The organism is Lysobacter enzymogenes (assembly GCF_900106525.1).
GTDB classification, from domain to species: Bacteria; Pseudomonadota; Gammaproteobacteria; order Xanthomonadales; family Xanthomonadaceae; genus Lysobacter; species Lysobacter enzymogenes.
This window is the reverse complement of the sequence record NZ_FNOG01000004.1, coordinates 571,973-598,960: the sequence shown is the minus strand read 5'-3', so window position 1 is coordinate 598,960 and position 26,988 is coordinate 571,973. Positions and strand designations below refer to the sequence as shown.

General features: G+C 69.6%; 26 protein-coding genes. 23 read left to right on the top strand and 3 right to left on the bottom strand.

Translation table 11 applies throughout. The features are described from left to right. The first annotated feature begins 82 nt into the window (after positions 1-82). Positions 83-1,927: a glycosyltransferase family 39 protein gene (locus tag BLU84_RS13495; protein ID WP_139174984.1), complete on the top strand. Its 1,845-nt coding sequence runs from the start codon at positions 83-85 to the stop codon at positions 1,925-1,927. Between the two features lie 119 nt (positions 1,928-2,046). Here the strand turns inward: BLU84_RS13495 and BLU84_RS13490 are convergent, their stop codons facing one another. Next, positions 2,047-2,622 carry a Maf family protein gene (locus tag BLU84_RS13490; protein WP_074867699.1) on the bottom strand — a complete coding sequence of 192 codons (576 nt, stop codon included), beginning with the start codon at positions 2,620-2,622 and terminating at the stop codon, positions 2,047-2,049. A gap of 67 nt (positions 2,623-2,689) precedes the next feature. Continuing rightward, positions 2,690-3,028 (bottom strand): hypothetical protein, encoded by a 339-nt coding sequence (locus tag BLU84_RS13485; RefSeq protein WP_074867696.1) that lies wholly within the window; start codon positions 3,026-3,028, stop codon positions 2,690-2,692. A 157-nt stretch (positions 3,029-3,185) separates the two neighbouring features. Between BLU84_RS13485 and BLU84_RS13480 the strand changes: the two genes are divergently transcribed. From BLU84_RS13480 to BLU84_RS13420, 13 genes are all read left to right on the top strand, one after another. Further along, a complete protein-coding gene (locus BLU84_RS13480) occupies positions 3,186-3,710 on the top strand; it encodes a YceD family protein (protein ID WP_074867692.1) in 525 nt (174 codons plus the stop codon). Positions 3,711-3,842: 132 nt separating this feature from the next. Further along, positions 3,843-4,037 carry a 50S ribosomal protein L32 gene (rpmF, locus tag BLU84_RS13475; RefSeq protein WP_074867689.1) on the top strand — a complete coding sequence of 65 codons (195 nt, stop codon included), beginning with the start codon at positions 3,843-3,845 and terminating at the stop codon, positions 4,035-4,037. A 262-nt stretch (positions 4,038-4,299) separates the two neighbouring features. Then, positions 4,300-5,280 (top strand): beta-ketoacyl-ACP synthase III, encoded by a 981-nt coding sequence (locus tag BLU84_RS13470; protein ID WP_074867686.1) that lies wholly within the window; start codon positions 4,300-4,302, stop codon positions 5,278-5,280. 91 nt (positions 5,281-5,371) lie between these two features. Then, on the top strand, positions 5,372-6,175 hold the full coding sequence (locus BLU84_RS13465; RefSeq protein WP_074867682.1) for a BUD32 family EKC/KEOPS complex subunit: 804 nt from the start codon (positions 5,372-5,374) through the stop codon (positions 6,173-6,175). 355 nt (positions 6,176-6,530) lie between these two features. Then, a complete protein-coding gene (gene fabD / locus BLU84_RS13460; protein ID WP_074867678.1) occupies positions 6,531-7,472 on the top strand; it encodes an ACP S-malonyltransferase in 942 nt (313 codons plus the stop codon). 155 nt (positions 7,473-7,627) lie between these two features. Then, complete coding sequence (gene fabG / locus BLU84_RS13455; protein WP_074867675.1) at positions 7,628-8,374, top strand: 3-oxoacyl-ACP reductase FabG; 747 nt, start codon at positions 7,628-7,630, stop codon at positions 8,372-8,374. 130 nt (positions 8,375-8,504) lie between these two features. Then, positions 8,505-8,744: an acyl carrier protein gene (gene acpP, locus BLU84_RS13450; protein WP_031373652.1), complete on the top strand. Its 240-nt coding sequence runs from the start codon at positions 8,505-8,507 to the stop codon at positions 8,742-8,744. Positions 8,745-9,026: 282 nt separating this feature from the next. Further along, positions 9,027-10,280, top strand: a complete 1,254-nt coding sequence (gene fabF / locus BLU84_RS13445; protein ID WP_074867672.1) for a beta-ketoacyl-ACP synthase II — start codon at positions 9,027-9,029, stop codon at positions 10,278-10,280. A gap of 124 nt (positions 10,281-10,404) precedes the next feature. Then, complete coding sequence (gene pabC, locus BLU84_RS13440) at positions 10,405-11,238, top strand: aminodeoxychorismate lyase (protein WP_074867669.1); 834 nt, start codon at positions 10,405-10,407, stop codon at positions 11,236-11,238. A 66-nt stretch (positions 11,239-11,304) separates the two neighbouring features. Beyond that, positions 11,305-12,456 carry an endolytic transglycosylase MltG gene (mltG, locus tag BLU84_RS13435; protein WP_233431134.1) on the top strand — a complete coding sequence of 384 codons (1,152 nt, stop codon included), beginning with the start codon at positions 11,305-11,307 and terminating at the stop codon, positions 12,454-12,456. Further along, positions 12,453-13,103, top strand: a complete 651-nt coding sequence (gene tmk / locus BLU84_RS13430; protein WP_074867667.1) for a dTMP kinase — start codon at positions 12,453-12,455, stop codon at positions 13,101-13,103. Before mltG ends, tmk begins: the two co-directional genes overlap by 4 nt. Continuing rightward, on the top strand, positions 13,100-14,083 hold the full coding sequence (locus BLU84_RS13425) for a DNA polymerase III subunit delta' (protein WP_074867664.1): 984 nt from the start codon (positions 13,100-13,102) through the stop codon (positions 14,081-14,083). Before tmk ends, BLU84_RS13425 begins: the two co-directional genes overlap by 4 nt. After that, the gene (locus BLU84_RS13420; protein ID WP_074867662.1) at positions 14,080-14,439 is read left to right on the top strand and encodes a PilZ domain-containing protein; all 360 of its coding nucleotides are present in this window, start codon (positions 14,080-14,082) and stop codon (positions 14,437-14,439) included. The genes BLU84_RS13425 and BLU84_RS13420 overlap by 4 nt, the downstream gene beginning before the upstream one ends. 1,063 nt (positions 14,440-15,502) lie before the next feature. Here the strand turns inward: BLU84_RS13420 and BLU84_RS13415 are convergent. Next, positions 15,503-17,572, bottom strand: coding sequence for a 3-hydroxyacyl-CoA dehydrogenase NAD-binding domain-containing protein (locus BLU84_RS13415; RefSeq protein ID WP_074867659.1), 2,070 nt, complete (start codon positions 17,570-17,572; stop codon positions 15,503-15,505). Positions 17,573-17,840: 268 nt separating this feature from the next. On the opposite strand from BLU84_RS13415, the gene rpoE reads away from it, so the two are divergent. The 9 genes from rpoE to era all read left to right on the top strand — a co-directional run bounded on the left by rpoE (position 17,841) and on the right by era (position 26,905). After that, positions 17,841-18,461: an RNA polymerase sigma factor RpoE gene (rpoE, locus tag BLU84_RS13410; protein WP_074867656.1), complete on the top strand. Its 621-nt coding sequence runs from the start codon at positions 17,841-17,843 to the stop codon at positions 18,459-18,461. After that, complete coding sequence (locus BLU84_RS13405; protein WP_074867653.1) at positions 18,461-19,435, top strand: sigma-E factor negative regulatory protein; 975 nt, start codon at positions 18,461-18,463, stop codon at positions 19,433-19,435. Before rpoE ends, BLU84_RS13405 begins: the two co-directional genes overlap by 1 nt. A 179-nt stretch (positions 19,436-19,614) precedes the next feature. Next, a complete protein-coding gene (locus BLU84_RS13400; protein ID WP_083382548.1) occupies positions 19,615-21,201 on the top strand; it encodes a Do family serine endopeptidase in 1,587 nt (528 codons plus the stop codon). A gap of 352 nt (positions 21,202-21,553) precedes the next feature. Then, complete coding sequence (gene lepA / locus BLU84_RS13395; RefSeq protein WP_074867651.1) at positions 21,554-23,347, top strand: translation elongation factor 4; 1,794 nt, start codon at positions 21,554-21,556, stop codon at positions 23,345-23,347. Positions 23,348-23,548: 201 nt separating this feature from the next. After that, positions 23,549-24,334, top strand: a complete 786-nt coding sequence (gene lepB / locus BLU84_RS13390; RefSeq protein ID WP_074867648.1) for a signal peptidase I — start codon at positions 23,549-23,551, stop codon at positions 24,332-24,334. Positions 24,335-24,491: 157 nt separating this feature from the next. Beyond that, positions 24,492-24,869 carry a DUF4845 domain-containing protein gene (locus BLU84_RS13385; RefSeq protein WP_074867645.1) on the top strand — a complete coding sequence of 126 codons (378 nt, stop codon included), beginning with the start codon at positions 24,492-24,494 and terminating at the stop codon, positions 24,867-24,869. Next, the gene (gene rnc / locus BLU84_RS13380; RefSeq protein WP_074867643.1) at positions 24,862-25,524 is read left to right on the top strand and encodes a ribonuclease III; all 663 of its coding nucleotides are present in this window, start codon (positions 24,862-24,864) and stop codon (positions 25,522-25,524) included. The genes BLU84_RS13385 and rnc overlap by 8 nt, the downstream gene beginning before the upstream one ends. 28 nt (positions 25,525-25,552) lie before the next feature. Further along, positions 25,553-25,783 (top strand): hypothetical protein, encoded by a 231-nt coding sequence (locus tag BLU84_RS13375; RefSeq protein ID WP_074867640.1) that lies wholly within the window; start codon positions 25,553-25,555, stop codon positions 25,781-25,783. A 228-nt stretch (positions 25,784-26,011) separates the two neighbouring features. Continuing rightward, on the top strand, positions 26,012-26,905 hold the full coding sequence (gene era / locus BLU84_RS13370) for a GTPase Era (protein ID WP_074867637.1): 894 nt from the start codon (positions 26,012-26,014) through the stop codon (positions 26,903-26,905). Positions 26,906-26,988: the final 83 nt, after the last annotated feature.

Sequence of the window (26,988 nt, the reverse complement as noted above, 5' to 3'; positions counted from 1 at the left end):
ATGCGATGAGACGAGACGTTCCCCAAGATCCAGAGTGTAGCGAGGTCGGGTGCCGATGCGGGACAGGGACGAAGCCAGCGCGATGCGCAATCTGTTCTGGGCGCTGTGGACGCTGGTGCTGCTGCTCAAGCTCGCCGTCGCCGCCAAGCTGCCGTTGTTCGTCGACGAAGCCTTCTATTGGCAGGAAGGCCGGCATCCGGCCGCGGCCTATTCCGACCTGCCGGGCCTGACCGCGTGGCTGGCGCGGCTGGGGGTGGAGCTGGGCGGCAATTCGGCGCTGGCCTTGCGCGCGCCGTTCCTGGCCATCGCCGCGCTGGTGCCGTGGTTGCTGGCGCGGGTGACCGCGCGCGAGTTCGGCGCGCGCAACGGCTGGATCGCCGGCTGCTACGCGCTGCTGCTGCCGCTGGCGGGCACGCTCGGCCTGCTGGCATTGCCCGACGCGATGATGGCGCTGGCGACCTTGCTGTGCCTGGACGCCGGCGCGCGCCTGCTGCGCCAGGTCGATGCGCGCAGCGCGGTCGAGCTCGCCGCCGGCCTGTCGCTGGGCGCGCTCAGCCATTACCGTTTCATTGCCGTGATCGGCGTGGGTTTTGTGGTGCTGTTGCTGCTGCCCGAAGGCCGGCGCGCGCTGCGCGACGCGCGCGTGCTGACCGCGGCGGCGATCGGCGCCTCGGCCTGGGCGCCGCTGGTGGCCTGGAACCTGGACAACGCCGACGCCGGCCTGCGCTTCCAACTGGTCGACCGCCATCCCTGGGCGTTCCATGCCGACGGCCTGTGGTTCGTCGCGATCCAGGCGTTGCTGGTCACGCCGTTGCTGTTCGCCGCGCTGGCCGTCGCCGGCTGGCGCGGCGCGCGCGATCCCTCGCCGGTGACGCGCTATTTCGCCCTGCTCGGCAGCCTGGTGGTGCTGGGCTTCTTCGTGCTCGGCTTCTTCGCCGACACCGAACGGGTCAGCTTCCACTGGCCGCTGCCGGGTTTCATGGCGTTGTTGCCGTTGTTGCCGATGGTGCTGGCGCGCTGGCCGGAGTGGGCGCGCGGATTGACCGCGGCGCTGGCTGCCGCGGCGCTGCTGGCGATGCTGGGCTATTACGTGGCGGTGTCGCGGCCGGAACTGCGCGCGCGCAGCGCCGGCGAGAAGTGGTATCCGGCCAACTTCGCCGGCTGGGACGAGCTAGCGCGCGGCGTGCGCGCGCGCTTGAAGACGATGCCGCCGGGCACGCGCCTGGTCGCCGACAACTTCAAGGCCGGCGCCGAGCTGGGCTTCGCCCTCGACGATCCGCGCATCGCCGTGCTCGATCATCCGATCAACCACAAGCACGGCCGCGCGCCGCAGTTGCGGCTGTGGGGCCTGCACCGCGACGGTCGCGCCGACTGGGGCGCGCAGCCGGTGCTGCTGGTGGTCGGCGCGACCGAGGTCGAATACAAGAATCTGCTGCAGCGCTATCACGACCTGTGCGCGATGGTCGGGCCGCTGCCGCCGCCGCGCATGCTCAACATCGATCACGGCCGCCAGCGGTTCGCGTTGTTCGCCTTCGACGGCGCGCGGCGCGAAGGCGAGTGCACCACCCCGGCGATGGCCTGGATCGACCAGCCCGCCGGCGGCGCGCGGGTCGGGCCGGGCGCGTTCGCGGTCTCGGGTTGGGCGTTCAAGGACGGCGTGGGCCTGGCCAAGGTCGAGATCATGCTCGACGGCCGGGTGGTGGCACAGGCCGATTACGGCCAGGAGCGGCCCGGCGTGCGCGAATACTGGAGCCTGCGCGACGGCCGCCATTCCAGCGATCCGCAGCACCCGCGGGTGGGGTTCAGCGCGACGGTCGAGCTCGACGCCGAAGCGCCCGGCCGCCATTGGCTGGGCCTGCGCCTGCATGGGCGCGACGGCAGCGTCGAGGATTGGGCGGAGCAGCCGATCGATTTGCGTCGGCGTTGAGCGGGCGGGGCTGCGTAGCGCTCGGTCGTTGTTGCGGCGGCGAGCGCGGATGCGGTTTCGACGCGATTGAGTTGTCGCGGTCGCGGCTTGCGCCGCTCCTACAGGTAGGCAGTCGAGGCTTAAGGCAGCGCGTAGCCGGCGCGGCGCAGCAGGCGCGCGGTGGCGATCAGCGGCAGGCCGATCAGCGCGGTCGGGTCGCGCGACTCGATCGCCTCGAACAGGGCGATGCCCAAGCCTTCGGACTTGAAGCTGCCGGCGCAGTCGAACGGCTGCTCGGCATCGACGTAGCGCTCGATCTCGGCCGCGCCGAGTTCGCGAAAGCGCACCACGGTGACGTCGAGTTCGCTCAACGCGGCCTCGCCGTCGCGCAGCACGCACAGCCCGGTGCAAAAGCGCACTTCGCGCCCGGACATCGCACCGAGCTGGGCGATCGCGGCCTCGCGTCCGCCGGGCTTGCCGATCGGCAGGCCGTCGAATTCGGCGACCTGGTCGGAGCCGATCACCCAGGCGTCCGGGCGCTGCGCGGCGACCGCGGCGGCCTTGGCCTCGGCCAGGCGCCAGGCCAGCGCCGAGGGCGCTTCGCCCGGCTGCGGGGTTTCGTCGGTCTCCGGGCGCGCGACCTCGAACGCCAGGCCGAGGCGGCCGAGCAGTTCGCGGCGGTAGCGGGAGGTGGAGGCGAGGATCAGCGGGGTCATCAAGGCGGGCCTGAGCGGAGAGGGGTGAGGAGTGGGTACGGCCCGGCCACCGCTGCGCATGCGCGACTCAGTTCAGCCGGGCCTGCTCGATCTGCACCAGCTGCTGCTCGATCCGCCCGCGCGCGGCGTCGATCGAGGCGCGGACCTCGCCGAGCTGGTTCAGGCTGGCCTGGCGGCCGTGGTCGCGCAGCCACAGGCGCTGGCGCAGCATTTCGCGCATGGCATCGCCGACCGGGTCGCGGCCCTCGTCGCCGGCCACCGCCTCGATCTCGGCGCGGGCGGTGCGCAGGCGCGCCTCCAGCGCGTCGGCGGCGTCGAGCACTTCGCGCACCGCGCGCTGCCGGCGCAGCGGCCGGTAGAGCAGGGCGGCGATCACGGCCGCGGCGGCCACCAGAGTCAGAAACATTAACAGGACTAGGTTCACGGCCGGGACGATGGCGGGGGGCAAGGCCCGGCAGTCTGCACGCGCGGGCCCGCCACGGGCAAATCCCAACCCGGCCCGGGACTTGCGTTTTGACAATGGTTTGACAGCGACCCGATCGGTCTCTACCATTTCGCGGCTTATGTCAGCCGAAGTGCCACCTGGGCGGGTGCCCGAAGTTCTGGATGCCTGGCGCCTGGTGGCGGCACGGCGCGGCGTGGAAGGCCGTCTGCCGTTGTCGGCGCTGTCGCGCCTGGCGGGTCTGCTGTACGACACCGACGGCGAAGTCCGGTTCTCGCTGGACTTCGACACCGACGAACTGCAGACGCCCTACGCCGAGCTGAAGATCGACGCCGCATTGCCGTTGCTGTGCCAGCGTTCGCTGGAGCGGTTCGTGCTGCCGGTGCAGATCGTCCAGCGCCTCGGGCTGATCCGCGACGAGGCCGACGAAGCCGCGTTGTCGCCCGGCTACGAGCCGTTGCTGATGCCCGCCGACGGCATGCTGCAGCCCTCGGACCTGGTCGAGGACGAGTTGATCCTCGCCGTGCCGGTGGTGCCGATGGCGCCCGGCAACGAGGCGGTCGAGCGCGACTGGCCGGCCGACCAGGCCGAGCGGGACGCCGCCAACCCGTTCGCGGTGTTGTCGTCGCTGAAGAAAAACAACTGAGCCAAGCGATAAACCCGCGCGTTTGGTTCACAATACCCAGTTCCAACTCCGACCTGCAGGCATCGAGCGAGTCCTGCTAATCGGGCTTACGCTATCCACCTCAGGTTTCCACCGCTTTTCCGGAGCAAGACCATGGCCGTTCAGAAGTCCCGCGTCACCCCGTCCCGCCGCGGCCAGCGCCGTTCGCACGATGCGCTGACCAGCAAGCAGCTGGCCACCGACCCGACCACCGGCGAGACCCACATCCGCCACCACGTCACCGCCGACGGCTACTACCGCGGCAAGAAGGTGATCGACACCAAGTCGCGCGTCGCCGACGAGGAGTAATCCTCCCGGCCCGCCGCGGCGCGCGCTGGCATAGGCGCGCGTCGCCGCGATCTGGGCCGGCGGAGGATGTCGCCCGACATCGCGCCGGCACCGGTCGGACCGCCCCCGCGGCGAGTCCGTGCGACAACAGACCTGCGGCCGCCGCGGCTTCGTCTTCCGCCAGCTTCGCGCTGGCGGTCCTGTTTCTCGGTGGCCTGCGGGTGCGCGCGCGTTCGCGACGCCGCCGTTGCGCAGGCCGCCCCGGCCATTCCGCGGAGCGGTGATGACAGATCGGATTTACGCCCGTATCGCGGGCACCGGCAGCTACCTGCCGGCCCAGGTGGTGACCAACGACGAGCTGGCCAAGCGCGTCGAGACCAGCGACGAATGGATCCGGACCCGCACCGGCATTCGCCAGCGCCACGTCGCCGCCGAAGGCGAAACCACCGTCGACCTCGCCTATCAGGCCTCGCTGCGCGCGCTCGAAGCCGCCGGCGTGACGCCCGAAGAGATCGACCTGATCGTCCTGGGCACCACCACCCCGGACCTGATCTTCCCGTCCAGCGCCTGCCTGCTGCAGCACCGCCTGGGCGCCAACGGCTGCCCGGCTTTCGACGTCAATGCGGCCTGCTCGGGCTTCGTCTACGCGCTGACCGTGGCCGACAAGTTCATCCGCTCCGGCGCGGCCAAGACCGTGCTGGTCGTGGGTTCGGAAACCCTGACCCGCATGCTCGACTGGACCGACCGCTCCACCTGCGTGCTGTTCGGCGACGGCGCCGGCGCGGTGGTGCTCAAGGCCGACAGCGAGACCGGCATCCTCAGCACCCATCTGCACGCCGACGGCGGCAAGAAGGAACTGCTGTGGAATCCGGTCGGCGTCTCGGCCGGCTTCAAGCCCGAAGAGCACAACGCCGGCGTGCGCGTGCTGATGACCGGCAACGAAGTGTTCAAGCACGCGGTCAAGGCGCTGGATTCGGTGGTCGAAGAGACCCTGGAAGCCAACGGCCTGGACCGCCACGAGATCGACTGGCTGATCCCGCACCAGGCCAACCTGCGCATCATCGAGGCCACCGCCAAGCGCCTGGACATGCCGATGGAGCGGGTGATCGTCACCGTCGACAAGCACGGCAACACCTCGTCGGGTTCGGTGCCGCTGGCGCTGGACGAGGCGGTGCGTTCGGGCAAGGTGCAGCGCGGCCAGCTTTTGCTGCTTGAGGCGTTCGGCGGTGGTTTCACCTGGGGTTCGGCGCTGCTGCGTTACTGATTCGTTACAGGGGCGGCCGCTCCTGCGCGGAGCGGCGTCCCGATCGCGGGCCGGATGCCCGCGCGCGGCGCCACGCACAAGGACTCGCGTCATGGTGACCCGACTGAACCTGCAAGGCCGCACGGCCTGGCTCAAATCCTATGGCGGCGGCAGCCGCCGCCTGCGCTTGCGCGCGCTCGAACTGACCGCGCGCCGCCTCGGCGTGCCTTCGTTGTTGCCGCCGCCGCACCGAGTCGGCGCCGACGCGCGCCAGACCGAACAGCGCCGCCTGCAAGAGCTGGCCGCGGTCGACGTGCGCGTGCCGAGCATCCTCGGCGAGGGCGACACCTATCTGCTGCTCAGCGACATCGGCGAAACCCTGTCGGCGCGCCTGCGCCGCTCGACGCCGGAGCAGGCGTATCGGCTGGTGACCCAGGCCGCGCGTACGCTGGCGCAGGTGCACGCGCGCGGCGGCTACATCGGCCAGCCGCTGGCGCGCAATCTCACCGTCGACGCCGAGGGCCGGATCGGCTTCATCGATTTCGAGGAAGACCCGGCCGAAGTCATGACCGTGCAGCAGGCGCAGATCCGCGACTGGCTGATCTTCGCCGCCGGCGCTTCGCGTTACTTCCGCGATCCCGACCAGGAGCTCAGCGCGATCATCGCCGACTCGCTGCGCGGCAGCGCCGAAGAGGTGCGCCGCGGCCTCGGCGATGCCGCCGACCGGCTCGGTTTCGTGCAATCGCTGACCCGCTGGCTGGGCCGGCGCGCGCGCGGCCTCGGCGGCGCGGTGCAGGCGCTGCGCCGCGCGGCGTGGCTGTGGATGCTGGCCGCCGTGCTGATCGGCCTGGGCGTGGATTTCGCGCCGGACCGCGATTTCGATTCGCTGCGCGAAGTGGCCGAATTCATCGACTGATGCGCGCGGCGCGAGCGCTGCGCGAACAACGGCCGCGGGGCGACCCGCGGCCGTTTTCGCATCCGCATGATCATCGCGATGTTGGCGATCCCCCTGTAGGAGCTGCGCAAGCTGCGACCGCGAAACAACACATGCGACGCAAGCGATGTTTCGCGGTCGCAGCTCGCGCAGCTCCTACAACGAGCATTTTTCATGCGAACGTTTGAATGATCGCCAGTCGATCACGCCGAAACCGCCGATCCCGCACAGCCGCTCGCGTCACTTTGCGACGCGCTGTGACGCCGTACCGCCGAGTACAGACGTTCGCCACTTTTCGCCCGTATCATGCGCGCTTCCAACCGATACGGCAGTGCGTGTGAGCGATCAGCGACTTTCTTTCGTCTTTCCGGGCCAGGGCTCGCAATCGGTGGGCATGCTGGCCGAGCTGTCGGAACTGCACGCGGGTCTGCGCGAGACCTTCGCCGAAGCCAGCGACGGCGCCGGCGTCGATCTATGGGCGCTGAGCCAGGGCGGTCCGGAAGAGATGCTCAACCGCACCGAATACACCCAGCCGGCGCTGCTGGCCGCGGGCGTGGCGGTGTGGCGGCTGTGGCAGGCCCAGGGCGGCGCCCAGCCGGCGCTGCTGGCCGGCCACAGCCTCGGCGAATACACCGCGCTGGTTGCTGCCGGCGCGCTGTCGCTGCGCGACGGCGCCCATCTGGTGCGCCTGCGCGGCCAGCTGATGCAGGACGCGGCGCCGGCCGGAATCGGCGCGATGGCCGCCGTGCTCGGCGCCGAGGACGCCCTGGTCGAGGAGATCTGCCAGGCCGTGTCCGGCAGCGAAGTGGTGGTGCCGGCCAATTACAACTCGCCCGGCCAGATCGTCATCGGCGGCCACGCCGCGGCGGTCGACAAGGCCCTGACCCGGCTGGCCGAAGCCGGCGTGCGCAAGGCGGTCAAGCTGGCCGTCAGCGTGCCCTCGCACACCCCGCTGATGCGCGAAGCCGCCAACCGCCTGGCCGAAGCCATGGCCGGGCTGGACTGGCGCGCGCCGCAACTGCCGGTGGTGCAGAACGTCGACGGCCAGGTCCACGCCAGCGTCGAGGCGATCCGCGAGGCGCTGGTGCGCCAGCTCTACCTGCCGGTGCGCTGGACCGCCTGCGTGCAGGCGCTGGCCGCGCATGGCGCGCAGCGCGCCGCCGAGTGCGGGCCGGGCAAGGTCCTCACCGGGCTGATCAAGCGCATCGACAAATCCATCGACGGCCGCGCCATCGGCACCCCGGCGGAGTTCGAAACCGCCCTGTCCGACTGGCGCTGAACCCGCAGCCGCATCACCGGGCGCAGCGCTACTCAATCGCCGCCTCAGCCTGTAGGCTGGCCGCGCCCGGGCCCCGTGCCCGGCGGGCGGGGTCGCAGGACGCGGCGGTTATCAGCAGCGGCGCCACCACGAGCCAGCACTACGGAGTGAAACCAATGAGCACGACCCCGCTTTCGGGCGAAATCGCGCTGGTCACCGGCGCCAGCCGCGGCATCGGCGCCGCGATCGCCGACGAACTGGCCGCGCAGGGCGCGACCGTGATCGGCACCGCCACCAGCGAATCCGGCGCTAAGGCCATCGGCGAGCGCCTGGCCGCGCACGGCGGCCACGGCCGCGTGGTCGATGTCGCCGACCCGGCCTCGGTCGAGTCGCTGCTCGACGCGGTGGCCAAGGAGATCGGCGCGATCTCGATCCTGGTCAACAACGCCGGCATCACCCGCGACAACCTGCTCATGCGCATGAAGGACGAGGACTGGCAGGCCATCCTCGACACCAATCTCACCAGCGTCTACCGCACCAGCAAGGCGGTGATGCGTTCGATGATGAAGGCGCGCCGCGGCCGCATCATCAACATCGCCTCGGTGGTCGGCGTGACCGGCAACCCGGGCCAGGCCAACTACGCCGCCGCCAAGGCCGGCGTGATCGCCTTCAGCAAGTCGCTGGCGCGCGAGATCGGCAGCCGCGGCGTGACCGTGAACGTCGTGGCGCCCGGATTCATCGACACCGACATGACCCGCGACCTGCCCGAAGACGCGAAGAAGGCCATGTTCGACCAGATCGCGCTGGGCCGCTTCGGCGAACCGGCCGACATCGCCCGCGCGGTGGCGTTCCTGGCCGGCCCCGGGGCCGGCTACATCACCGGCGAAACGCTGCACGTCAACGGCGGCATGTACATGCCGTAAGGCCTTGACGTAGGCTAGTAAGCGATTGAACCCAAAGGGGTTTCGTCGACACCGGGGGCCGGTCTCGCGAAACATCCCGATTCCATTAGACTATCCCATCGAAAAACCCCTCACGGGAGGAGCAGCATCCATGAGCAGCATCGAAGAACGCGTCAAGAAGATCGTGGTCGAACAGCTTGGCGTCAAGGAAGAGGAAGTCACCAACAACGCTTCCTTCGTCGACGACCTCGGCGCGGATTCGCTCGACACGGTCGAGCTGGTGATGGCGCTCGAGGAAGAGTTCGAGTGCGAGATCCCGGACGAAGAGGCCGAGAAGATCACCTCGGTGCAGCAGGCGATCGATTACGTCAAGGCGCACGTCAAGTCGTAATCGGCCGCGACGCAGCCGCGCGCGAGTCCTCGCGCGCGGTGTGCGCCGGCATGCGTTGCGCGACCATCGCACGACCATCGCAATGGATCGATAAGCAACCACCCGGGGCCGCATTGCGGCCCCGTGCTTTTCCGGGGCGTCGATACGCCAGCGTAGCGTAGCGGCAGCTTCGGGCCGTTCGCGGCGCGCGACCGCCGCTCCTGCATCAGAGCTGCATCAAGCAAGACCCGCTTCGAACAAGACCTGCTTCAAACAAGACTGATCCCCAAGAGGTAAGGCTGAATGTCCAACCGTTCCTTCAACCGCCGCGTGGTCGTCACCGGCCTCGGCCTGATCTCCCCGCTCGGCAACGACGTCGCCAGCAGTTGGGACGGCATCGTCAACGGCCGCTCCGGCATCGGTCCGATCACCCATTTCGATCCCGCCGCGTTCACCACCCGCATCGCCGGCGAAGTGCGCGACTTCGACATCACCCGCTACGGGGTGAGTACGAAGGACGCGAAGAAGATGGACGAGTTCATCCATTACGGCGTCGCCGCCTCGCTGATGGCGCTGCGCGACGCCGGCATCGTCGTCGACGACTCCAACGCCGAGCGCATCGGCGCGCTGGTCGGCTCGGGCATCGGCGGCCTGCTCGGCATCGAGGAGCAGACGGTCAAGTACCACGAGGGCGGCCCGCGCAAGATCTCGCCGTTCTACGTGCCCAGCACCATCATCAACATGCTGCCGGGGCAGATCTCGCTGATCACCGGCGCCAAGGGCCCGAACTTCTCCGCGGTCTCGGCCTGCGCCACCTCGAACCATTCCATCGGCATGGCGATGCGCATGATCCAGTACGGCGACGCCGACGTCATGGTCGCCGGCGGCGCCGAGCGCGGCTCCTCGCCGACCTCGGTCGGCGGCTTCTGCTCGATGAAGGCGATGTCGACCCGCAACGACGATCCGACCCGCGCCTCGCGGCCGTGGGACAAGGACCGCGACGGCTTCGTGCTCGGCGACGGCGCCGGCATCCTGATCCTGGAAGAATACGAGCGGGCCAAGGCGCGCGGCGCGCGCATCTACTGCGAACTGGCCGGTTTCGGCGCCAGTTCCGACGCCTTCCACATGACCGCGCCGAGCGAGAACGGCGAAGGCCCGGCGCGCTGCATGGTCTCCGCGCTCAAGGACGCCGGCATCAATCCCGATCAGGTCGGCTACCTCAACGCGCACGGCACCTCGACCCCGCTCGGCGATCTGGCCGAGACCCTGGCGATGAAGCGCGCGTTCGGCGATCACGCCTACAAGATGATGGTCAGCTCGACCAAGTCGATGACCGGGCATCTGCTCGGCGCGGCCGGCGGCGCCGAGGCGATCTTCTCGGTGCTGGCGCTGCACGACGGCATCATCCCGCCGACCATCAACCTCGACGAAGCGGGCGAGGGCTGCGATCTGGACTACGTGCCGAACGTGGCGCGCGAGACGAAGATCGATGTGGCGGTGTCCAATGGGTTCGGCTTCGGCGGGACCAACGGCACGCTGGTGTTCAAGCGGATCTGATCGGCTCGCAACGATCAACGCGAAGGCCCGCGGAGCTTCGGCTTCGCGGGTTTTTTCTTTTTGGGGTTTGGTGCGAACCGCGCGACCGGCGCGGCGACCTGCGCGCCCACGGTAGGATGCGGCCATGGCTCCCGACGACCTCCCCGAAGCGCGTTTTTTCCAGGGCGCCCAGCGCGTCCCCGCGTTGCCCGCGTTCGACCGCGGCCAGGCCTACGGCGACGCCCTGTTCGAGACCCTGCGCGCGCACCGCGGCGAGCTGCCGTGGTGGGACGCGCATTGGGCGCGGCTCAGCGGCGGCGCCCGACGCCTGGGCCTGGCGCTGCCGGATCCGCGGCGCGTGCGCAGCGAGGCCGCCGACCTGCTTGCCGGCGCCGACGGCGTGCTCAAGCTGATCCTCAGCCGCGGCGCGGGCGGCCGCGGCTATGCGCCGCCGGCGCAGGCCGAGCCGGTGTGGACGCTGTCGCGCCACCCGCTGCCGCCGCCCGCGCGCGCCGGCGGCCTGCGCCTGCGCTGGTGCGAGCTGCGTCTGGGCGAGCAGCCGGCGCTGGCCGGGCTCAAGCACTGCAACCGCCTGGAGCAGGTGCTGGCGCGGGCCGAATGGGACGATCCGGACATCGACGAAGGCCTGCTGCGCAACGCCGCCGGCGAGCCGGTCTGCGCCACCGCCGCCAACCTGTTCGTCCTGCACGCGCAACAGTGGACGACCCCGCCGGTGGATCGCTGCGGCGTGGCCGGGATCTGCCGGCAGCGCCTGATCGAACTGAGCGCGGCGCGGGTCGCCGCGCTGACGGCCGACGAACTGCAACGCGCCGATGCGATTTTCCTGTGCAACGCCGTGCGCGGTATCCTGCCCGTGGCGCGGCTCGGCGAGCGGCAATGGGCGCCGCATCCGGCCGTGGCCGGGCTGCGGCGCCGGCTCGGCGACGCCCATCCCGCCTTCGTCCCCGGCGACGACTGAGCCGCCGCACCCGCGGCCGCCGGTCCGCGCCGGCGCGGCGGGCTCAGACCGTTCGATGGAGGTTGCGTGGCGGCAAAGGAAAAGAAGGGCAAGCGCGGCTGCGGTTGCCTGATCGTGATCGTACTGTTGCTGGCGGCGCTGGCCGCGGCCGGCGGCTGGGCGTGGCAGCGTTACCTGAGCTTCGCCGACGCGCCGCTGCAGGGCCTGCAGCCTGACCAGAGCCTGCTGGTGGAGCGCGGCGACTCGCTGCCGGCGGTGGTGCGCAAGCTGCGCGCGTCCGGCGTTGCGGTCGGCGAGGAAATCGAATGGCGGGTGCTGGCCAAGCAGCTCGGCGCGGCCGGGCGGCTGCAGGTCGGCGAGTATTCGCTGGCGCCGGGCACCAGCCCGCGCGCGCTGCTGACCGCGATGCGCGACGGCAAGGTGGTCAGCCACCGCTTCGTCATCGTCGATGGCTGGAACGTGCGCGACTTGCGCGCCGCGCTGGCGCGCGCCGACAAGCTCAAGCAACAAGCCTCGCAGCTCGACGACGCGGCGCTGATGAAGGCGCTGGGCAAGGGTGGGCAGCATCCGGAAGGCCGGTTCCTGCCGGAAACCTATTTCTACACCGGCGGCGACAGCGACCTGGACGTGCTCAAGCGCGCGTCCTCGGCGATGGACAAGGCGCTGGCGGCGTCGTGGTCCGGGCGCGACAAGGACAGCGTGCTCAAGACGCCGTACGAGTTGCTGATCATGGCCTCGATCGTGGAGAAGGAAACCGGCGTGCCGGCCGAGCGCGCGCAGATCGCCGGCTTGTTCGAGCGCAGGCTCAAGCTGGGCATGCGCCTGGAGACCGACCCGACGGTGATCTACGGCATCGGCCCGGCCTACGACGGCAACATCCGCAAGCGCGACCTGCAGACCGACACGCCGTACAACACCTACACCCGCGCCGGCCTGCCGCCGACGCCGATCGCGATGCCGGGGCTGGCCGCGCTCAAGGCCGCGGCCAATCCGGCGCCGGGCGACGCGCTGTTCTTCGTCGCCGCCGGCGACGGCAGCGGCCGCAGCCTGTTCGCCGCGACCTACGCCCAGCACCAGGCCAACGTGCGCATCTATCTGCAGCGCTATCGCCAGAACCAGGGCCGCGGCCAACCGGAAGAGGGCAAGGCGGTGCTGGAGGAAGCGGCCGAAGCGCCGTCCGCCGCGACGCTGCCGGCCGCGCCGGGAGCGGCCCGATGAGCCTGCGCACCTGGCCGCGCTTCGTCACCCTGGAGGGCGGCGAAGGCGCCGGCAAGTCGACCGTGCTGGCCGCGCTGCGCGACGCGTTCGCGCAGGCCGGCATCGATGCGGTGTACACCCGCGAGCCCGGCGGCACGCCGCTGGCCGAACAGATCCGCGGGCTCATGCTCGACACCCACCACGAGCCGGCCAGCAACGAAACCGAACTGCTGCTAGCCTTCGCCGCGCGCGCCCAGCACGTGCGCGCGACCGTGCTGCCGGCGCTGCAACGCGGCGCCTGGGTGCTCAGCGACCGCTTCACCGACGCCAGCTACGCCTACCAGGGCGCCGGGCGCGGCGGCGACGCGGCGTTCATCGCCGAACTGGAGCGGCGCGTGGTCGGCATCCGTCCGCTGATGACTTTGCTGCTGGACGTGCCGGTGGACGTCGGCCTGGCGCGCATGCGCGGCCGCGGCGCCGCCGACCGGATCGAAAGCGAGCGCAACGAATTCTTCGAACGCGTGCGCCGCGGCTACCTCGAACGCGCCGCGGCCGAGCCGAAGCGGTTCCAGGTGATCGACGCCACGCAGCCGGTGGAGGCAGTGGTCGCGCAGGCGGTGGCCTGCCTGCGCCTGCAGATCGAAGTGGTCGGGGAGAGCGTGCAATGAGCGCCGTCTCCAACGCCGCGTTCGCGCCCTGGCAGCGCCGCATCTACGAACAGGCCCAGGCCTCGATCGGCGCCGGCCGGCTCGGCCACGGCCTGCTGTTCTGCGGGCCGGCCGAACTGGGCAAGCGCGCGGTCGCCGAGCGCCTGGCCCAGGGCCTGCTGTGCCGCGAGCGCACGGCCGACGGCGGGCCGTGCGGGCGCTGCCGCAGCTGCCTGCTGCTGGCCGCGGGTACGCATCCGGATTACCAGTTCGTCAGCTTCGTGCCGAACAAGGAAGGCACCCGGCTGCGCACCGAAATCGTGATCGAACAGATCCGCAACCTGTCCGAGCGCTTGTCGCTGACGCCGCAGTACGGCGGCGCGCAGATCGCGATCATCGATCCGGCCGACGCGATCAACAACGCCGCCTGCAACGCGCTGCTCAAGACCCTGGAAGAGCCGGTGCCGGGCCGTTACCTGTGGCTGGTGAGCTCGCATCCGGCGCGCCTGCCGGCGACCGTGCGCAGCCGCTGCCAGCGCCTGGAATTCCGCCTGCCGCCGGCGGACGAAGCGCTGGCCTGGCTCAAGGCACAGGGCCATGCGGACGCCGCCGCGCGCGAGGCGTTCGACGCCGCGCGCGGCCATCCCGGCCTGGCCCACGACTGGCTGACCGGCGAAGGCCTCAAGCTGCGCCGCGAAGTCGCCGCCGACCTGGCCAAGCTCGGCCGCGGCGAAACCTCCGCGCCCGAAGTCGCGCAGCGTTGGGTCGGCGACGAACACGCTGCGCTGCGTCTGCGACACGCGTCGGACATCGCGCTCGCCGAAGCCAGCGCCGGCTTGACCGACCCGGCGCGCGCGCGCAGTCTTGCGTCCTGGTTCGACCGGGCGAACCGCACCCGCGACCTGCTGCGGACCACGGTCCGCGCGGATCTGGCGGTGACCGAATTGTTGATGGCTTGGCGCAGCGACGATGCGCGCCGCGCCGGGGGAGGAAGGGCATGAACGCACCAGCGGGCGCAGCGCGGCAGGGCATCTTGTCGTTGACGATCAAGGACAAGGCGGCGTTGTACAGCGCTTATATGCCGTTCCTGAAGTTCGGCGGCATTTTCGTGGCGACGCCCAAGCGTTATTTCCTCGGCGATGAAGTGTTCCTGCTGCTGACCCTGCCCGAATCCGGCGAACGCCTGCCGGTGGCCGGCAAGGTCGTCTGGGTGACCCCGACCGGCGCTCAGGGCCACCGCACTGCCGGCATCGGCGTGCAGTTCGCCGAGACCGCCGAGGGCGATGCGGTCAAAGGAAAGATCGAGGCCTTGCTGGCCGGCACGCTGGGCGCGGAGCGGCCGACGCATACGATGTGAGCGCGATTTGCGCCGCGTTGCGGGATTGAGCGTTGGCGGCGAACGGCCGAAGCTGTGCGGCACCGCTGCAGTGTGTTGAAAGCCAGGCCCCTGGCGGTTGTTCCGGTTGCGACCGGAATCCAACCGAAGCGACAGAGCTCCGCCGTCGCGTACCGAAGCAACGCCTCTCCCTTGCGATTCCGGCGAAAGCCGGAATCCATATCGCCGTTGCCGTTGCCGTTGCTTTTCGCTCCCCCCGCCGCCCCGAACTCGCCACAGGCAAGCGTAGACCCGAAGGGCGGCGCACAGGATGTGCGCCGTGCGCCACCCAGGCCATGGATGGCCTGTGTGGCGCATCCCTGCGCAAGCTCCGCCCCATAGTGGCTCTTGATTCGAAAACAAGGAAAGCGCCTTTCTTTGGTCACTTTCTTTGGCAAGACAAAGAAAGTGACCCGGCCGCTTGCGGACGGAAGCTTTGGATTTCGGCTTGTCCTCACTCGTTTTGCAGGTAACGAAGAAAGCCCCCGCGGAACGCCCCCCCTGTAGGAGCGACGCAAGTCGCGACCGAGACAACACAACCATCGCGCAGGTGTCGTCGTAGTTGCGAATTCGCAGTCGCGGCTCGCGCCGCTCCTACAGCCGGATACGTAACTCGCCGGAGACCCTGTAGGAGCGACGCAAGTCGCGACCGCGAAGTCGCAACTACGGCAAACTCCGCCTAAGCCCGTTGGTTTCGCTTGACGACAGACCAAGATCAACAGCTTCCGTCCGCAAGCGGCCGGGTCACTTTCTTTGTCCAAAGCAACAAAGAAAGTAACCAAAGAAAGTGCTTTTCCCTGTTTCGAATCAAAAGCCACTATCGTTCGGTGCGTTCGCGGGGATGCGCCACACAGGCCATCCATGGCCTGGGTGGCGCACGGCGCACATCCTGTGCGCCGCCCTATCGGGTCTACGGTTGCCTGTGGCGAGTTCGGAGCGGCGGGGGGAGCGAAGGGCAGAACGGCAGTGGTAGTTGTCGCTGCGAACTGACACAAAGAAAAAGCCGCGCAATGCGCGGCTTTTCCTTTTTCTTTGCAGAGCGGGCTTATCGCCGCAGCGCCGGCGAGTCCCAACCGGGGCGCGGAGCGAACCGCTCGCCATAGCGGGCTTGCAGCTGCTTGAGCCGCGCCAGCACGTTGTCCACGCCGGTTTCGCGCACGTATTGGATCGGGCCGCCGCGGAACGGGGCGAAGCCGGTGCCGAAGATCACGCCGGCGTCGAGCAGGTCGCCGTCGGCGACCACGCCGTCGTGCAGGCAGGCCACCGCTTCGTTGACCATCGGCAGGATCAGGCGGTCTTCCAGGTCGGTCGGCGCCTTGTAGTCCTTCGGCAGTTCGGGCTTCTGCGCGCGGCCGTTTTCCCACTTGTACAAGCCCTGGCCGTCCTTCTTGCCGCGCTTGCCGGGCTCTACGCCGGCCAGCGCTGCGGGCACGGTCAGGCCGAGGAACGGCGCGAGTTCGGCGCCGACGCCCGCGGCCACGTCCAGGCCGACGGTGTCGATCAGTTCGATCGGGCCCATCGGCATGCCGAACTTCACCGCCGCCTTGTCGATCGCCGCGCCCGGGATGCCTTCGGCGAACGCGGTGCCGGCTTCGAGCATGTACGGGAACAGCACGCGGTTGACCAGGAAGCCGGGCGTGCCGGCGACCGGCACCGGCAGCTTGTCCAGCGCGCGACAGAACGCGGCCAGCCGTTGCTCGGTTTCCGGCGCCATGCGGTCGTGGCGGATGATCTCCACCAGCGGCATCAGCGCGACCGGGTTGAAGTAGTGCAGGCCGGCGAACTCGGCCGGACGGCGGATGTGCTCGCGCAGTTCGTCGAGCGGAATCGACGAGGTGTTGGTGGTCAGCAGCGCGTCGGGCTTGAGCTGCGGCTCGACCGCGTCGTAGAGCTCGCGCTTGGCCTCGGGCTTTTCGATGATCGCCTCGATCACCAGGTCGGCGTCCTTCGCGCCGTCGCCGGCGAGGTCGCCCTTGAGCCGCGCCGCCACCGCCGGACGCTTGGCCTCGTCCTTGACCTTCTTGGCGAACAAGGCCTGCGCGCGCTCCAGCGCGCCATCGATGAAGCGCTGCTCGCGGTCGCTGAGGGTGACCTCGAAACCCTTGTAGGCCGACCACGCGGCGATGTCGCCGCCCATCACGCCGGCGCCGACCACGTGCACGTTCTTGATCTTGTGATCCTTGCCGCCCTGGCTCTTGAGCCGCTCCTGCAGGAAGAACACCCGGATCAGGTTGCGCGCGGTCGGCGTGCCCGACAGTTTGACCACCGACTTGCGCTCGGCCGCGAGCAGCGCCTGCACGCCGCCGCTGCTGCGTTCCCAGGTCGAGATCAGCGCGTAGGGCGCGGGGTAGTGATCCTTCTTGGCCTTGCGCGCGACCTGCTTGACCAGCATCGGCGCGAGGATCTTGCGCGCCAGCCAGGTGTTGCTGGCCCAGGCGGTGAAGCGCTGCTTGAACGGACGCTGCGCGCCGTTGAGCGCCAGCGCCGCGGCGGTATCGACCAGCACCGCCGGTTCGGCGGTCTTGTCGACCAGGCCGATCGCGCGCGCGGCCGAGGCCGACAGGCTGCGGCCGGTGAGCATCATGTCGAACGCGGCCGGCGCGCCGACCAGGCGCGGCAGGCGCACGCTGCCGCCCCAGCCGGGATAGATGCCCAGCTTCACTTCCGGCAGGCCGATGCGGGTGGAGGCGTCGTTGCTGGCGACGCGGTAGCGGCAGGCCAGCGAGATCTCGGTGCCGCCGCCCATGCAGAAGCCGTGGATCGCCGCGACCGTGGGGCAGGGCAGTTCGGCCAGGCGCTGGAACACCTGCTGGCCGCGGCGGATCGCATCGCCGACCGTGCCCTTCTCGTCGAAGGTCTGGAATTCCTTGATGTCGGCGCCGGCGATGAAGCCGCTGGCCTTGGCCGAGCGCAGCACCAGGCCCTTGGGCGGGTCCAGCGCCAGACGTTCGAGCAGGCCGTCGAGTTCGATCAGCACCTCCTGGGCGAAGGTGTTGACCGGCGATCCTTCGCGGTCGAAGGAAAGCACCAGCACTCCGTCCGCGCGCAGTTCGGTATGCCAATGGCGGGCGCGTAGCCCGTCAAACGCGGGGAGGCCGTCGAGGGCTGCAGTCATGCCGCACCATCCGTTCAGGTATGGAATAGGCCGCTATCATCCCGATCAGGCTCGGCTGCCGTCAAATCGGCGTCGCCGCGGCCCGGTCCCGCGACCGTCCGGCGGGGCTTTCAGCCGCGGTGCGGGCGTCGGGGATACAGGTTGTGTGACACTTGGCGGTTGCGAGCGGTCGCCGGCGGCCCCATTACTGCGACGATTGAACTTTTGCCCCGACAGGGTTGTCCCATTGCTCGGCCATGCGCCGAGCCGACAGGAGTGCCGGCGCGGTATGGCCGATAACGAGTTGTTGGACCAGGAGCTGGTCAGGCGTGTCCAGCGCGGCGACAGCACGGCCTTCGATGCTTTGGTGCGCAAGTACCAGCATCGGATCACCGCGCTGATCGGGCGCTACATTCCCGACTGGAGCGAATGCCAGGACGTGGCCCAGGAAACCTTCATCCGCGCTTACCGCGCGATGGCGAATTTCCGCGGCGACGCGCAGTTCTATACGTGGTTGCACCGCATCGCCGTGAATACCGCCAAAAACCATCTCGTCGCGCAGAACCGGCGCCCGCCGACCGACGACATCGACGCCGGCGACGCCGAGCAGTTCGAGACCGGCATCCGCCTGCGCGACACCGACACCCCCGAACACGAACTGCTGCGGCAGGAGATCGAGCGCACGGTCATGCGCGTGGTCGAGTCCCTGCCGGAGGAGTTGAGGTCTGCGATCACCCTGCGCGAGGTGGAAGGCCTGAGCTACGAAGAGATCGCGCAGAAGATGAATTGTCCGATCGGCACCGTGCGTTCGCGCATCTTCCGCGCCCGCGAGGCGATCGATACGGAACTTCGGCCCCTCTTGGACAATCAAGACCAAGGTACCCACCGCACCAGGGAGCGCGCTCACTGATGACTTCCACCCCTATCCATAGCGACGAACGCGAGAACCTGAGCGCGCTGTTCGACGGCGAGCTCGACGGCGACGCCGCGCGCTTCGCGTTCAAGCGGCTCGGCCACGACGCGCAATGGCGCGAGGCCTGCGGCCGCTGGCAGCTGTGCGGCGACGTGCTGCGCCGCCGCGCCCACGGCGCGGCCGAGCCGACCCCGGGCTTCGCCGCGGCCGGCTTCGCCGAGCGCGTGGCCGCCGCGATCCAGGCCGACGCCGCGTTGCAGGCCAGCCAGCGCGCCGCCGCGCCGGCGCAAACCGAATTGAAGCCGCGCAAGGCGGCCGGATCGCGTCGCGGCTGGTTCGGCGGCGCGGCGCTGGCGGCCTCGGTGGCGGTGGCGGCGCTGTTCGTGGCGCGGCCGTTCTCCGACGACACCGCGACCGGCGCCGGCGATCCGGCCCAGGTCGCCCAGCAGGCCGCCCAGCCCGCGCCCGCCCAGCCCGCTGCGCCGCAGCAGCCGGTGCCGGCTCCGGCGCCGCAGGCGGTCGCCGCCAACACGCCGGCCGAAACCGGACTGACCTCGGCCGACGCCTCCGGCCTGGCCGCCGGCGCCGCGGTGGCCGTGGCCGAGCTGCCGCGCCGGCTCAACGAGCGCCGTTCGCGCGGCCAGAGCCAGCGCGCCGCGGTGCGCGCGTCCGAGCGCCAGGAAGCGCCGCTGCAGGCCGTTGCCGGCGCCGCGCCGCTGGTCGCCGACGCCCGCGCCACGGCCAATGCCGGCGCCCACCCCAATCCGTTCCGCCCGCAGCAGAGCGAAGCGCCGGCGGGCCGGCCGTGGCCGCGCGCGGCGTTGCCGAACTACCCCAGCAACAGCGCCTACACCGCCAGCTACGGCGGGCCCGGCCTGGCGTCGCCGTCGTTCTACCCGTTCGAGCCGGCGCAGGACGCCGCCGCGCGAACCCGGCCGCCGGTCCAGGAACCGCAGCCGCAGCAGCCCTAAGCTCAGCGGTGCGGGTTCGACCGCACCGCGCCGCCCGGGTCCGCGCCGCCGCCGGCCGGACCCTCCCCCGAAACCTTCCCGCCTGCGCGCTTCGTCCGCGCGACGGGATCGCCTTGCCGCGGTTTTGCCGCGTGTCGCCCCCACCATCGGACCCACCAAGCCGTCTCGAGGCCGCCGCCATGAATCTGCCGATCCCCGCTCCGTCCGCGAACCGTCTGTCCACGACCCTGTCCTTCCGCCGCCGCCGGCCGCTGCAATCGCTGGCCCTGGTCGGCGCGATCATCGCCGCGCTGCCGGTGGCCTGCACCGCGCAGGCGCCGACCGCGCCGATCGCGCCGCCGCCGTCGGCCACCCCGTCCGCGCCGATCGTCGCCGGCCTGCCGGACTTCACCCAACTGGTCCAGCGGGTCGGCCCGGCGGTGGTCAACATCAGCGCCGAGGTCACGCCCAAGCGGGTCGCGCGTTCGCGCAACCAGATGCCGGACGAGGACCAGGTGCCGGAATTCTTCCGCCGCTTCTTCGGCCCGGATTTCCCCGGCCCCGGCGGCGGCCAGGGCCAGGGCCCGCGCCAGCCGCGCGGCGGCGCGCGCTCGATCGGCAGCGGCTTTTTGATCTCGCAGGACGGTTACGTGCTGACCAACCACCACGTGGTCGACGGCGCCGACACGGTCACGGTCAAGCTGACCGACCGGCGCGAGTTCAAGGCCAAGGTGATCGGCAGCGACGAGCAGTCCGACGTGGCCCTGCTCAAGATCGACGCCAAGGGCCTGCCGTTCCTGCGCAGCGCCAACGCCAGCCTGACCAAGGCCGGCCAGTGGGTGGTCGCGATCGGCTCGCCGTTCGGCCTGGACCACTCGGTCACCGCCGGCATCGTCAGCGCGGTCGGCCGCGCCAATCCTTACGCCGACCAGCGCTACGTGCCCTTCATCCAGACCGACGTGGCGATCAACCAGGGCAACTCCGGCGGCCCGCTGCTCAACACCGCGGGCGAGGTGGTCGGGATCAATTCGCAGATCTTCTCCAACTCCGGCGGCTACATGGGCGTGAGCTTCGCCATTCCGATCGACGTGGCGATGAATTCGGCCGAGCAGTTGCGGGCCAAGGGCAAGGTCAGCCGCGGGCAGTTGGGGGTGGTGGTGCAGGCGCTGACCGCCGAAAGCGCCAAGGGCTTCGGCCTGCCCGACAGCAGCGGTGCGCTGATCACGCAGGTCGTGTCCGGCGGTCCGGCCGAGAAGGCCGGGCTGCAGGCCGGCGATATCATCCGCACCGTCAACGGCGCGCAGGTGCGCGAATCCAGCGACCTGCCGCCGCTGATCGGCAACATGGCGCCGGGTTCCAAGGCGCGCCTGGGCGTGTTCCGCGAAGGCAAGACGGTCGAGATCAGCGTGGCGGTCAACGAGCTCGATCCGAACCTGGCCGGCGAGGCCGGCGGCGCGGGCCCGTCCGACCGCGACGGCGCGCCGGCGGCGCCGAGCGCGAAGGGCAACCCGCTGAGCCTGGTCGCCCAGGACGTCGACCCAGCCGCGCGCCAGCGCCTGGGCCTGAAGGCGGGCGAGGGCGTGATCGTGCGCGACCCGGGCGATGCCGGCGACGCCGGCGTGCGTCCGGGCGACGTGGTGCTGTCGGTCGGCCGCACCCCGGTCGGCAACGTCGCCGCGCTCAACCGCGCCCTGGCCGGCGCCCGTCCGGGCCAGACCGTGATGTTGCTGATCCGGCGCGGCGCGCAGACCCAGTTCATCGCGGTCCAGCCGGCCGAGGCCAAGTGATCCGGGCCTGACGGCCGTCGCGGTTGCGCCCGCGGGCGCAGCCGCGGTGGGCCGGGCCTGCTGCGACGCCCGCCGTGCCGAGGCGGGCGTCGTCGCTTCCGGGTTCCGTTCGCGCGCCGGCGTTGGCCGGCCGTGGATGGGGGAGGGGCGTAAAGCCTCGGCCTAGCCCGGCCGATCTTGCCGGGCCGGGTTTGCCCGAGCGGGCGTTCGCCGCGATCCGTGATCCCGTCCGGCCGCGCGCCGGCGGCCGGTTCAGGAGCCGCGAACTCGCAGCGGCGGCTGTGCGACAATATCCCGTTAACTTTCCCGACCGACCCACTCTTTGGAGCCGGCGAATTCCGCGTCGCCCTGCATGCATCTGATCAGAAACTTCTCCATCATCGCCCACGTCGACCACGGCAAGTCGACGCTCGCCGACCGCATCATCCAACTGTGCGGAGGCCTTGAGGCGCGCGAGATGGAAGCCCAGGTGCTCGATTCCAACCCGATCGAGCGCGAGCGCGGCATCACCATCAAGGCGCAGTCCGTGTCCTTGCCGTACAAGGCGAAGGACGGCAACACCTATCAGCTCAACTTCATCGACACCCCCGGCCACGTCGACTTCAGCTACGAAGTCAGCCGCTCGCTGGCCGCCTGCGAAGGCGCGCTGCTGGTGGTCGACGCCGCCCAGGGCGTGGAAGCGCAGTCGGTGGCCAACTGCTACACCGCGGTCGAGCAAGGCCTGGAAGTGGTGCCGGTGCTCAACAAGATCGACCTGCCCACCGCCGACATCGAGCGCGCCAAGACCGAGATCGAAGCGGTCATCGGCATCGATGCCGAGGACGCGGTGGCGATCAGCGCCAAGACCGGCCTCAACGTCGACCTGGTGCTGGAAGCGATCGTGCAGCGCATCCCGCCGCCGAAGCCGCGCGATACCGACAAGCTGCAGGCGCTGATCATCGACTCGTGGTTCGACAACTACCTCGGCGTGGTCTCGCTGGTGCGGGTCATGCAGGGCGAGATCAAGCCGGGCAGCAAGATCCTGGTGATGTCGACCGGCCGCACCCATCAGGTCGACAAGGTCGGCGTGTTCACTCCCAAGCGCAAGGAGCTGACCAAGCTCGGCGCCGGCGAGGTGGGCTGGATCAACGCCTCGATCAAGGACGTGCACGGCGCGCCGGTCGGCGACACCCTGACCCTGGCCGCCGATCCGGCGCCCACGCCGCTGCCGGGCTTCCAGGAAATGCAGCCGCGCGTGTTCGCCGGCCTGTTCCCGGTCGACGCCGAGGATTACCCGGCGCTGCGCGAAGCGCTGGAAAAACTCCGCCTCAACGACGCCGCGCTGCGCTTCGAACCGGAAAGCTCCGAGGCGATGGGCTTCGGCTTCCGCTGCGGCTTCCTCGGCATGCTGCACATGGAAATCGTGCAGGAGCGGCTCGAGCGCGAGTACGACCTGAACCTGATTTCCACCGCGCCGACGGTGATCTACGAAGTGCTCAAGACCGACGGCACCGTGATGCCGATGGACAACCCGGCCAAGCTGCCGCAGTTGAACATGGTCGCGGAAATCCGCGAGCCGGTGATCCGCGCCAACATCCTCACCCCGCCGGACTACATCGGCAACGTGATCAAGCTGTGCGAGGAAAAGCGCGGCGTGCAGATCGGCATCACCTATATGGCGAGCCAGGTGCAGATCAGCTACGAGCTGCCGATGGCCGAGGTGGTGCTGGACTTCTTCGACAAGCTCAAGTCGGTCAGCCGCGGCTACGCCTCGCTGGACTACCACTTCCTGCGTTTCCAGGAAGGTCCGTTCGTGCGCGTGGACACGCTGATCAACGGCGACAAGGTCGATGCGCTGTCGATCATCGTCCACCGCAGCCACGCCGACCGGCGCGGCCGCGAGCTGTGCGAAAAGATGAAAGACCTGATTCCGCGGCAGATGTTCGACGTCGCCATCCAGGCCGCGATCGGCTCGCAGATCATCGCCCGCAGCACGGTCAAGGCCATGCGCAAGAACGTTCTGGCCAAGTGCTATGGTGGCGACATCAGCCGCAAGAAGAAGCTCCTCGAGAAGCAGAAAGAGGGCAAGAAGCGGATGAAGCAGGTCGGCCGGGTCGAGATCCCGCAGGAAGCGTTCCTGGCGGTGCTCTCGACCGACAGCAAGTAGTCGGGCAATCAAGCAATCAGGACGGGAATAGGGAATGGGGAATCGGGACTCGTCGATGCGACGCTCGCGATCCGGGCTCCCCGAGGTTTTCGTCTTCAACCACTATCGTGGCCGGTGGGTGCGGGCATGAGGGAAACGCAGCGGCGCTAGCCGCTTGCGCCTCCCGACTCCCGGCTTCCGGCGGCCTCCAAAGGAAAACGCATGCGTTGGTTCGAAATCGCCCTGGTGTCGCTGACCCTGTTCACCGGCCTGGTGTGGCTGCTGGACAAGATGGTGCTGGCCAAGCGCCGCGCCGCGCGCGAAGGATTGCTCGACGACGGCAAGGAGCCGGTGCTGGTCGACTATTCCAAGGCGTTCTTCCCGGTGCTGGCCGTGGTGCTGATCCTGCGCAGCTTCGTCGCCGAGCCGTTCCGGATCCCGTCGAACTCGATGATGCCGACCCTGCTGACCGGCGACTTCATCCTGGTCAACAAGTTCACCTACGGCCTGCGCCTGCCGATCACCAATCAAAAGGTGCTGGCGATGGGCGAGCCGTCGCGCGGCGACGTGGTCGTGTTCCGTCCGCCGCACCATCCCGAGCAGGACTGGATCAAGCGCATCATCGGCCTGCCGGGCGACAAGATCAGCTACCGCGACGGCCGCCTGACCGTGAACGGCGCGCCGATCGCCTACACCCCGATCGGCTCCTACCAGGGCCGCGGCAACGGCGCGGAAATGACCGGCGCGCAGGAACTGAGCGAGCAGATCGGCGAGCACGTGCACCGCATCCTGCTGCGCACCGAATCGCCGCTGCTGGATCAGGGCGAAGGCGACTGGGTGGTGCCGCAGGGCGAATATTTTGTGATGGGCGACAATCGCGACAACAGCGAGGACAGCCGATACTGGGGTTTCCTGCCGGAGCAGAACCTGCGCGGCCGGGCCTTCCTGATCTGGATGAATTTCGACGAAGGCGTGGATTTTTCCCGAATCGGTAATAGCATTCCCTGACCGGCGCGACGCACCGATGGGGCGGCGCGCGGCGCCGGGGATCGCGGATCGGGGCCGCAGCGGCAAGCCCGGGACGGCGCGGTCGGCAACCAGGATCGGCGGTTCCGCATCGGTTCCGCCGGGATCGGCACTCTAGAGCAAACGGGGATTCAAGCTCATGAAGCGTAATCAGCGCGGCATCACTCTGCTGGGTTTCATCATCACGCTGGCCGTGGTCGGCGTTTTCGCCTACGTCGGCATGAAGCTGGTGCCGATGTACACCGAGTTCTATTCGGTCAAGCGCTCGCTGGCCGACCTGGCCAAGGAGCCCGGCGCCGGGCAGATGGATTCGGCCAAGATCCGCGACCTGTTCTTCCGCCGCATGGACATGAGCTATGTCGAAAGCGTCCGGCCGGAGAACTTCAAGATCCAGCGCACCGACCGCGGCCTGGAAGTGACGGTGACCTACGACGTGCGCCGTCCGCTGATCGCCAATCTCGACGTGATCGGCCATTTCGAAGCCAAGCAGGCGATGACCAGTAAAGAAGGTGACTGATCCGATCTCCCATCGCTTCGCCAGCCCGGCGTTGCTGGAGCAGGCGCTGACTCACCGCAGCGCCGGCGCGCCGCATAACGAGCGCCTGGAGTTCCTCGGCGATGCGCTGGTGAACCTGATCGTGGCCGAAGCGCTGTACCAGCGCTGGCCGCAGGCCGACGAGGGCGCGCTGACCCGCGCCCGGGCCGAACTGGTGCGCGAATCGGCGCTGGCGCCGATCGCGCGCGCGCTGGAGCTGGGCGCGCGCCTGACCCTCGGGCCGGGCGAGATGAAATCCGGCGGCCACCGCCGCGACTCGATCCTGGCCGACGCGCTGGAAGCGGTGGTCGGCGCGATCTATCTCGACGCCGGCTTCGATACTTGCCGCGCGCAGGTGCTGCCGTGGTTCCTGCCGGCGATGGACGCGCTGCCGCCCGCGCACAAGGTCGGCAAGGACGCCAAGACCCGCCTGCAGGAATGGCTGCAGGGCCGGCAGAAAGCGCTGCCGGTGTACGCCTTGCTGTCGGAGAGCGGCGAAGACCACGCCAAGACCTTCCAGGTCAGCTGCACGGTCGCCCAGCCGGCGCTGAGCGCCGTGGGCGAGGCCGGCTCGCGCCGCGCCGCGGAGCAGTTGGCGGCCGAGGACGTGCTGCGGCAGCTCAAGGCGGACGATTGAGCGGCGGGATTCGGGATCGCTTTGGAGCTTGGGGCCCGCCTTTGGCGGGCTTTTTGCTTTTGGGGCCGGTGTCGGGCTTTTCGCTTCGGGGCCGGGCCTGGAGATTGAAGCGCTTGAGGCCCGCCTTCAGGTTTTTGCTCGGATGCCGACCTTCGAAGGCATCGGCGAGGCGGCAAGCCTGCAAGCCCGCAAGCCGCCGCGCTCGCCACCTACCGTCATCCCCGCGAAGGCGGGGATCCAGGGCTTTATCCAGGCATGACTCTGAAGTCTCTGGATCCCCGCCTTCGCGGGGATGACGGTAGGTGGCGGGCACGGTTACTGGTGAGGCTCGGGAACCTGCAGCCGCTCCCAGCGCCGGATCCAGGCTCCTGGACCCACTGCAGCCCCCGATTCCCAACTCCTTAGCCCCTGTTTCGATCCTTCGATCCATCCCCAACCCCCAACCCTCAATTTGCCGTCCCAGCCGCCCAAGCGGACAATTCCCCCCATGACTCCCACTCCGCACCGCGCCGGCTACGTCGCCGTCATCGGCCGACCCAACGTCGGCAAATCCACCCTGACCAACGCCCTCGTCGGCGCCAAGGTCAGCATCGTCTCGCAGCGGCCGCAGACCACGCGCCACCGTCTGCTCGGCATCGCCACATTCCCCGAAGGCCAGCTGCTGCTGGTCGACACCCCCGGCATCCACCGCGAACAGAAGCGGGCGATGAACCGGATGATGAACCGCGCCGCGCGCGGCTCGCTGGAAGGCGTCGACGCCGCGCTGCTGGTCGTGCGCGCCGGCCAGTGGGACGACGAGGACACGCTGGCTTACGACGCCCTGCGCGGCGCCGGCGTGCCGGTGGTGCTGGTGGTCAACCAGGTCGACCGCATCGCCGACAAGACCAAGTTGCTGCCGTACCTGGCCAAGATCACCGAAGGCCGCGAGTTCGCCGGCGTGCATCCGATTTCCGCGCTCAAGCGCAGCGGCCTGGAAGCCCTGGTCAAGAGCCTGCTGGCGCTGCTGCCCGAACAGGACGCGCTGTACGGCGAGGACGAGATCACCGACAAGAGCCAGCGCTTCCTCGCCGGCGAGATGGTGCGCGAACAGCTCATGCGCCAGCTCGGCGAAGAACTGCCGTACGCGACCACGGTCGAGATCGAGCGCTTCGAAGTCGACGGCGCGATGCTGCGCATCGGCGCGGTGATCTGGGTCGAGCGCGACGGCCAGAAGGCCATCGTCATCGGCAAGGCCGGCACGCGCCTGCGCGAGATCGGCGCCAAGGCGCGCATCCAGATGGAGCGCCTGTTCGGTTCCAAGGTGTTCCTGGAAACCTGGGTGCGCGTGCGCGAGGGCTGGTCGGACGACGAGGCCGCGCTGCGGCAGCTCGGTTACGAATGAGGCCGGGAATAGGGGCCTGAGGGAACCGGCGATGGCGGGCGCGGCGCGATAGCGCGTTGCGCGCCGGACACCGAAACTGGGTC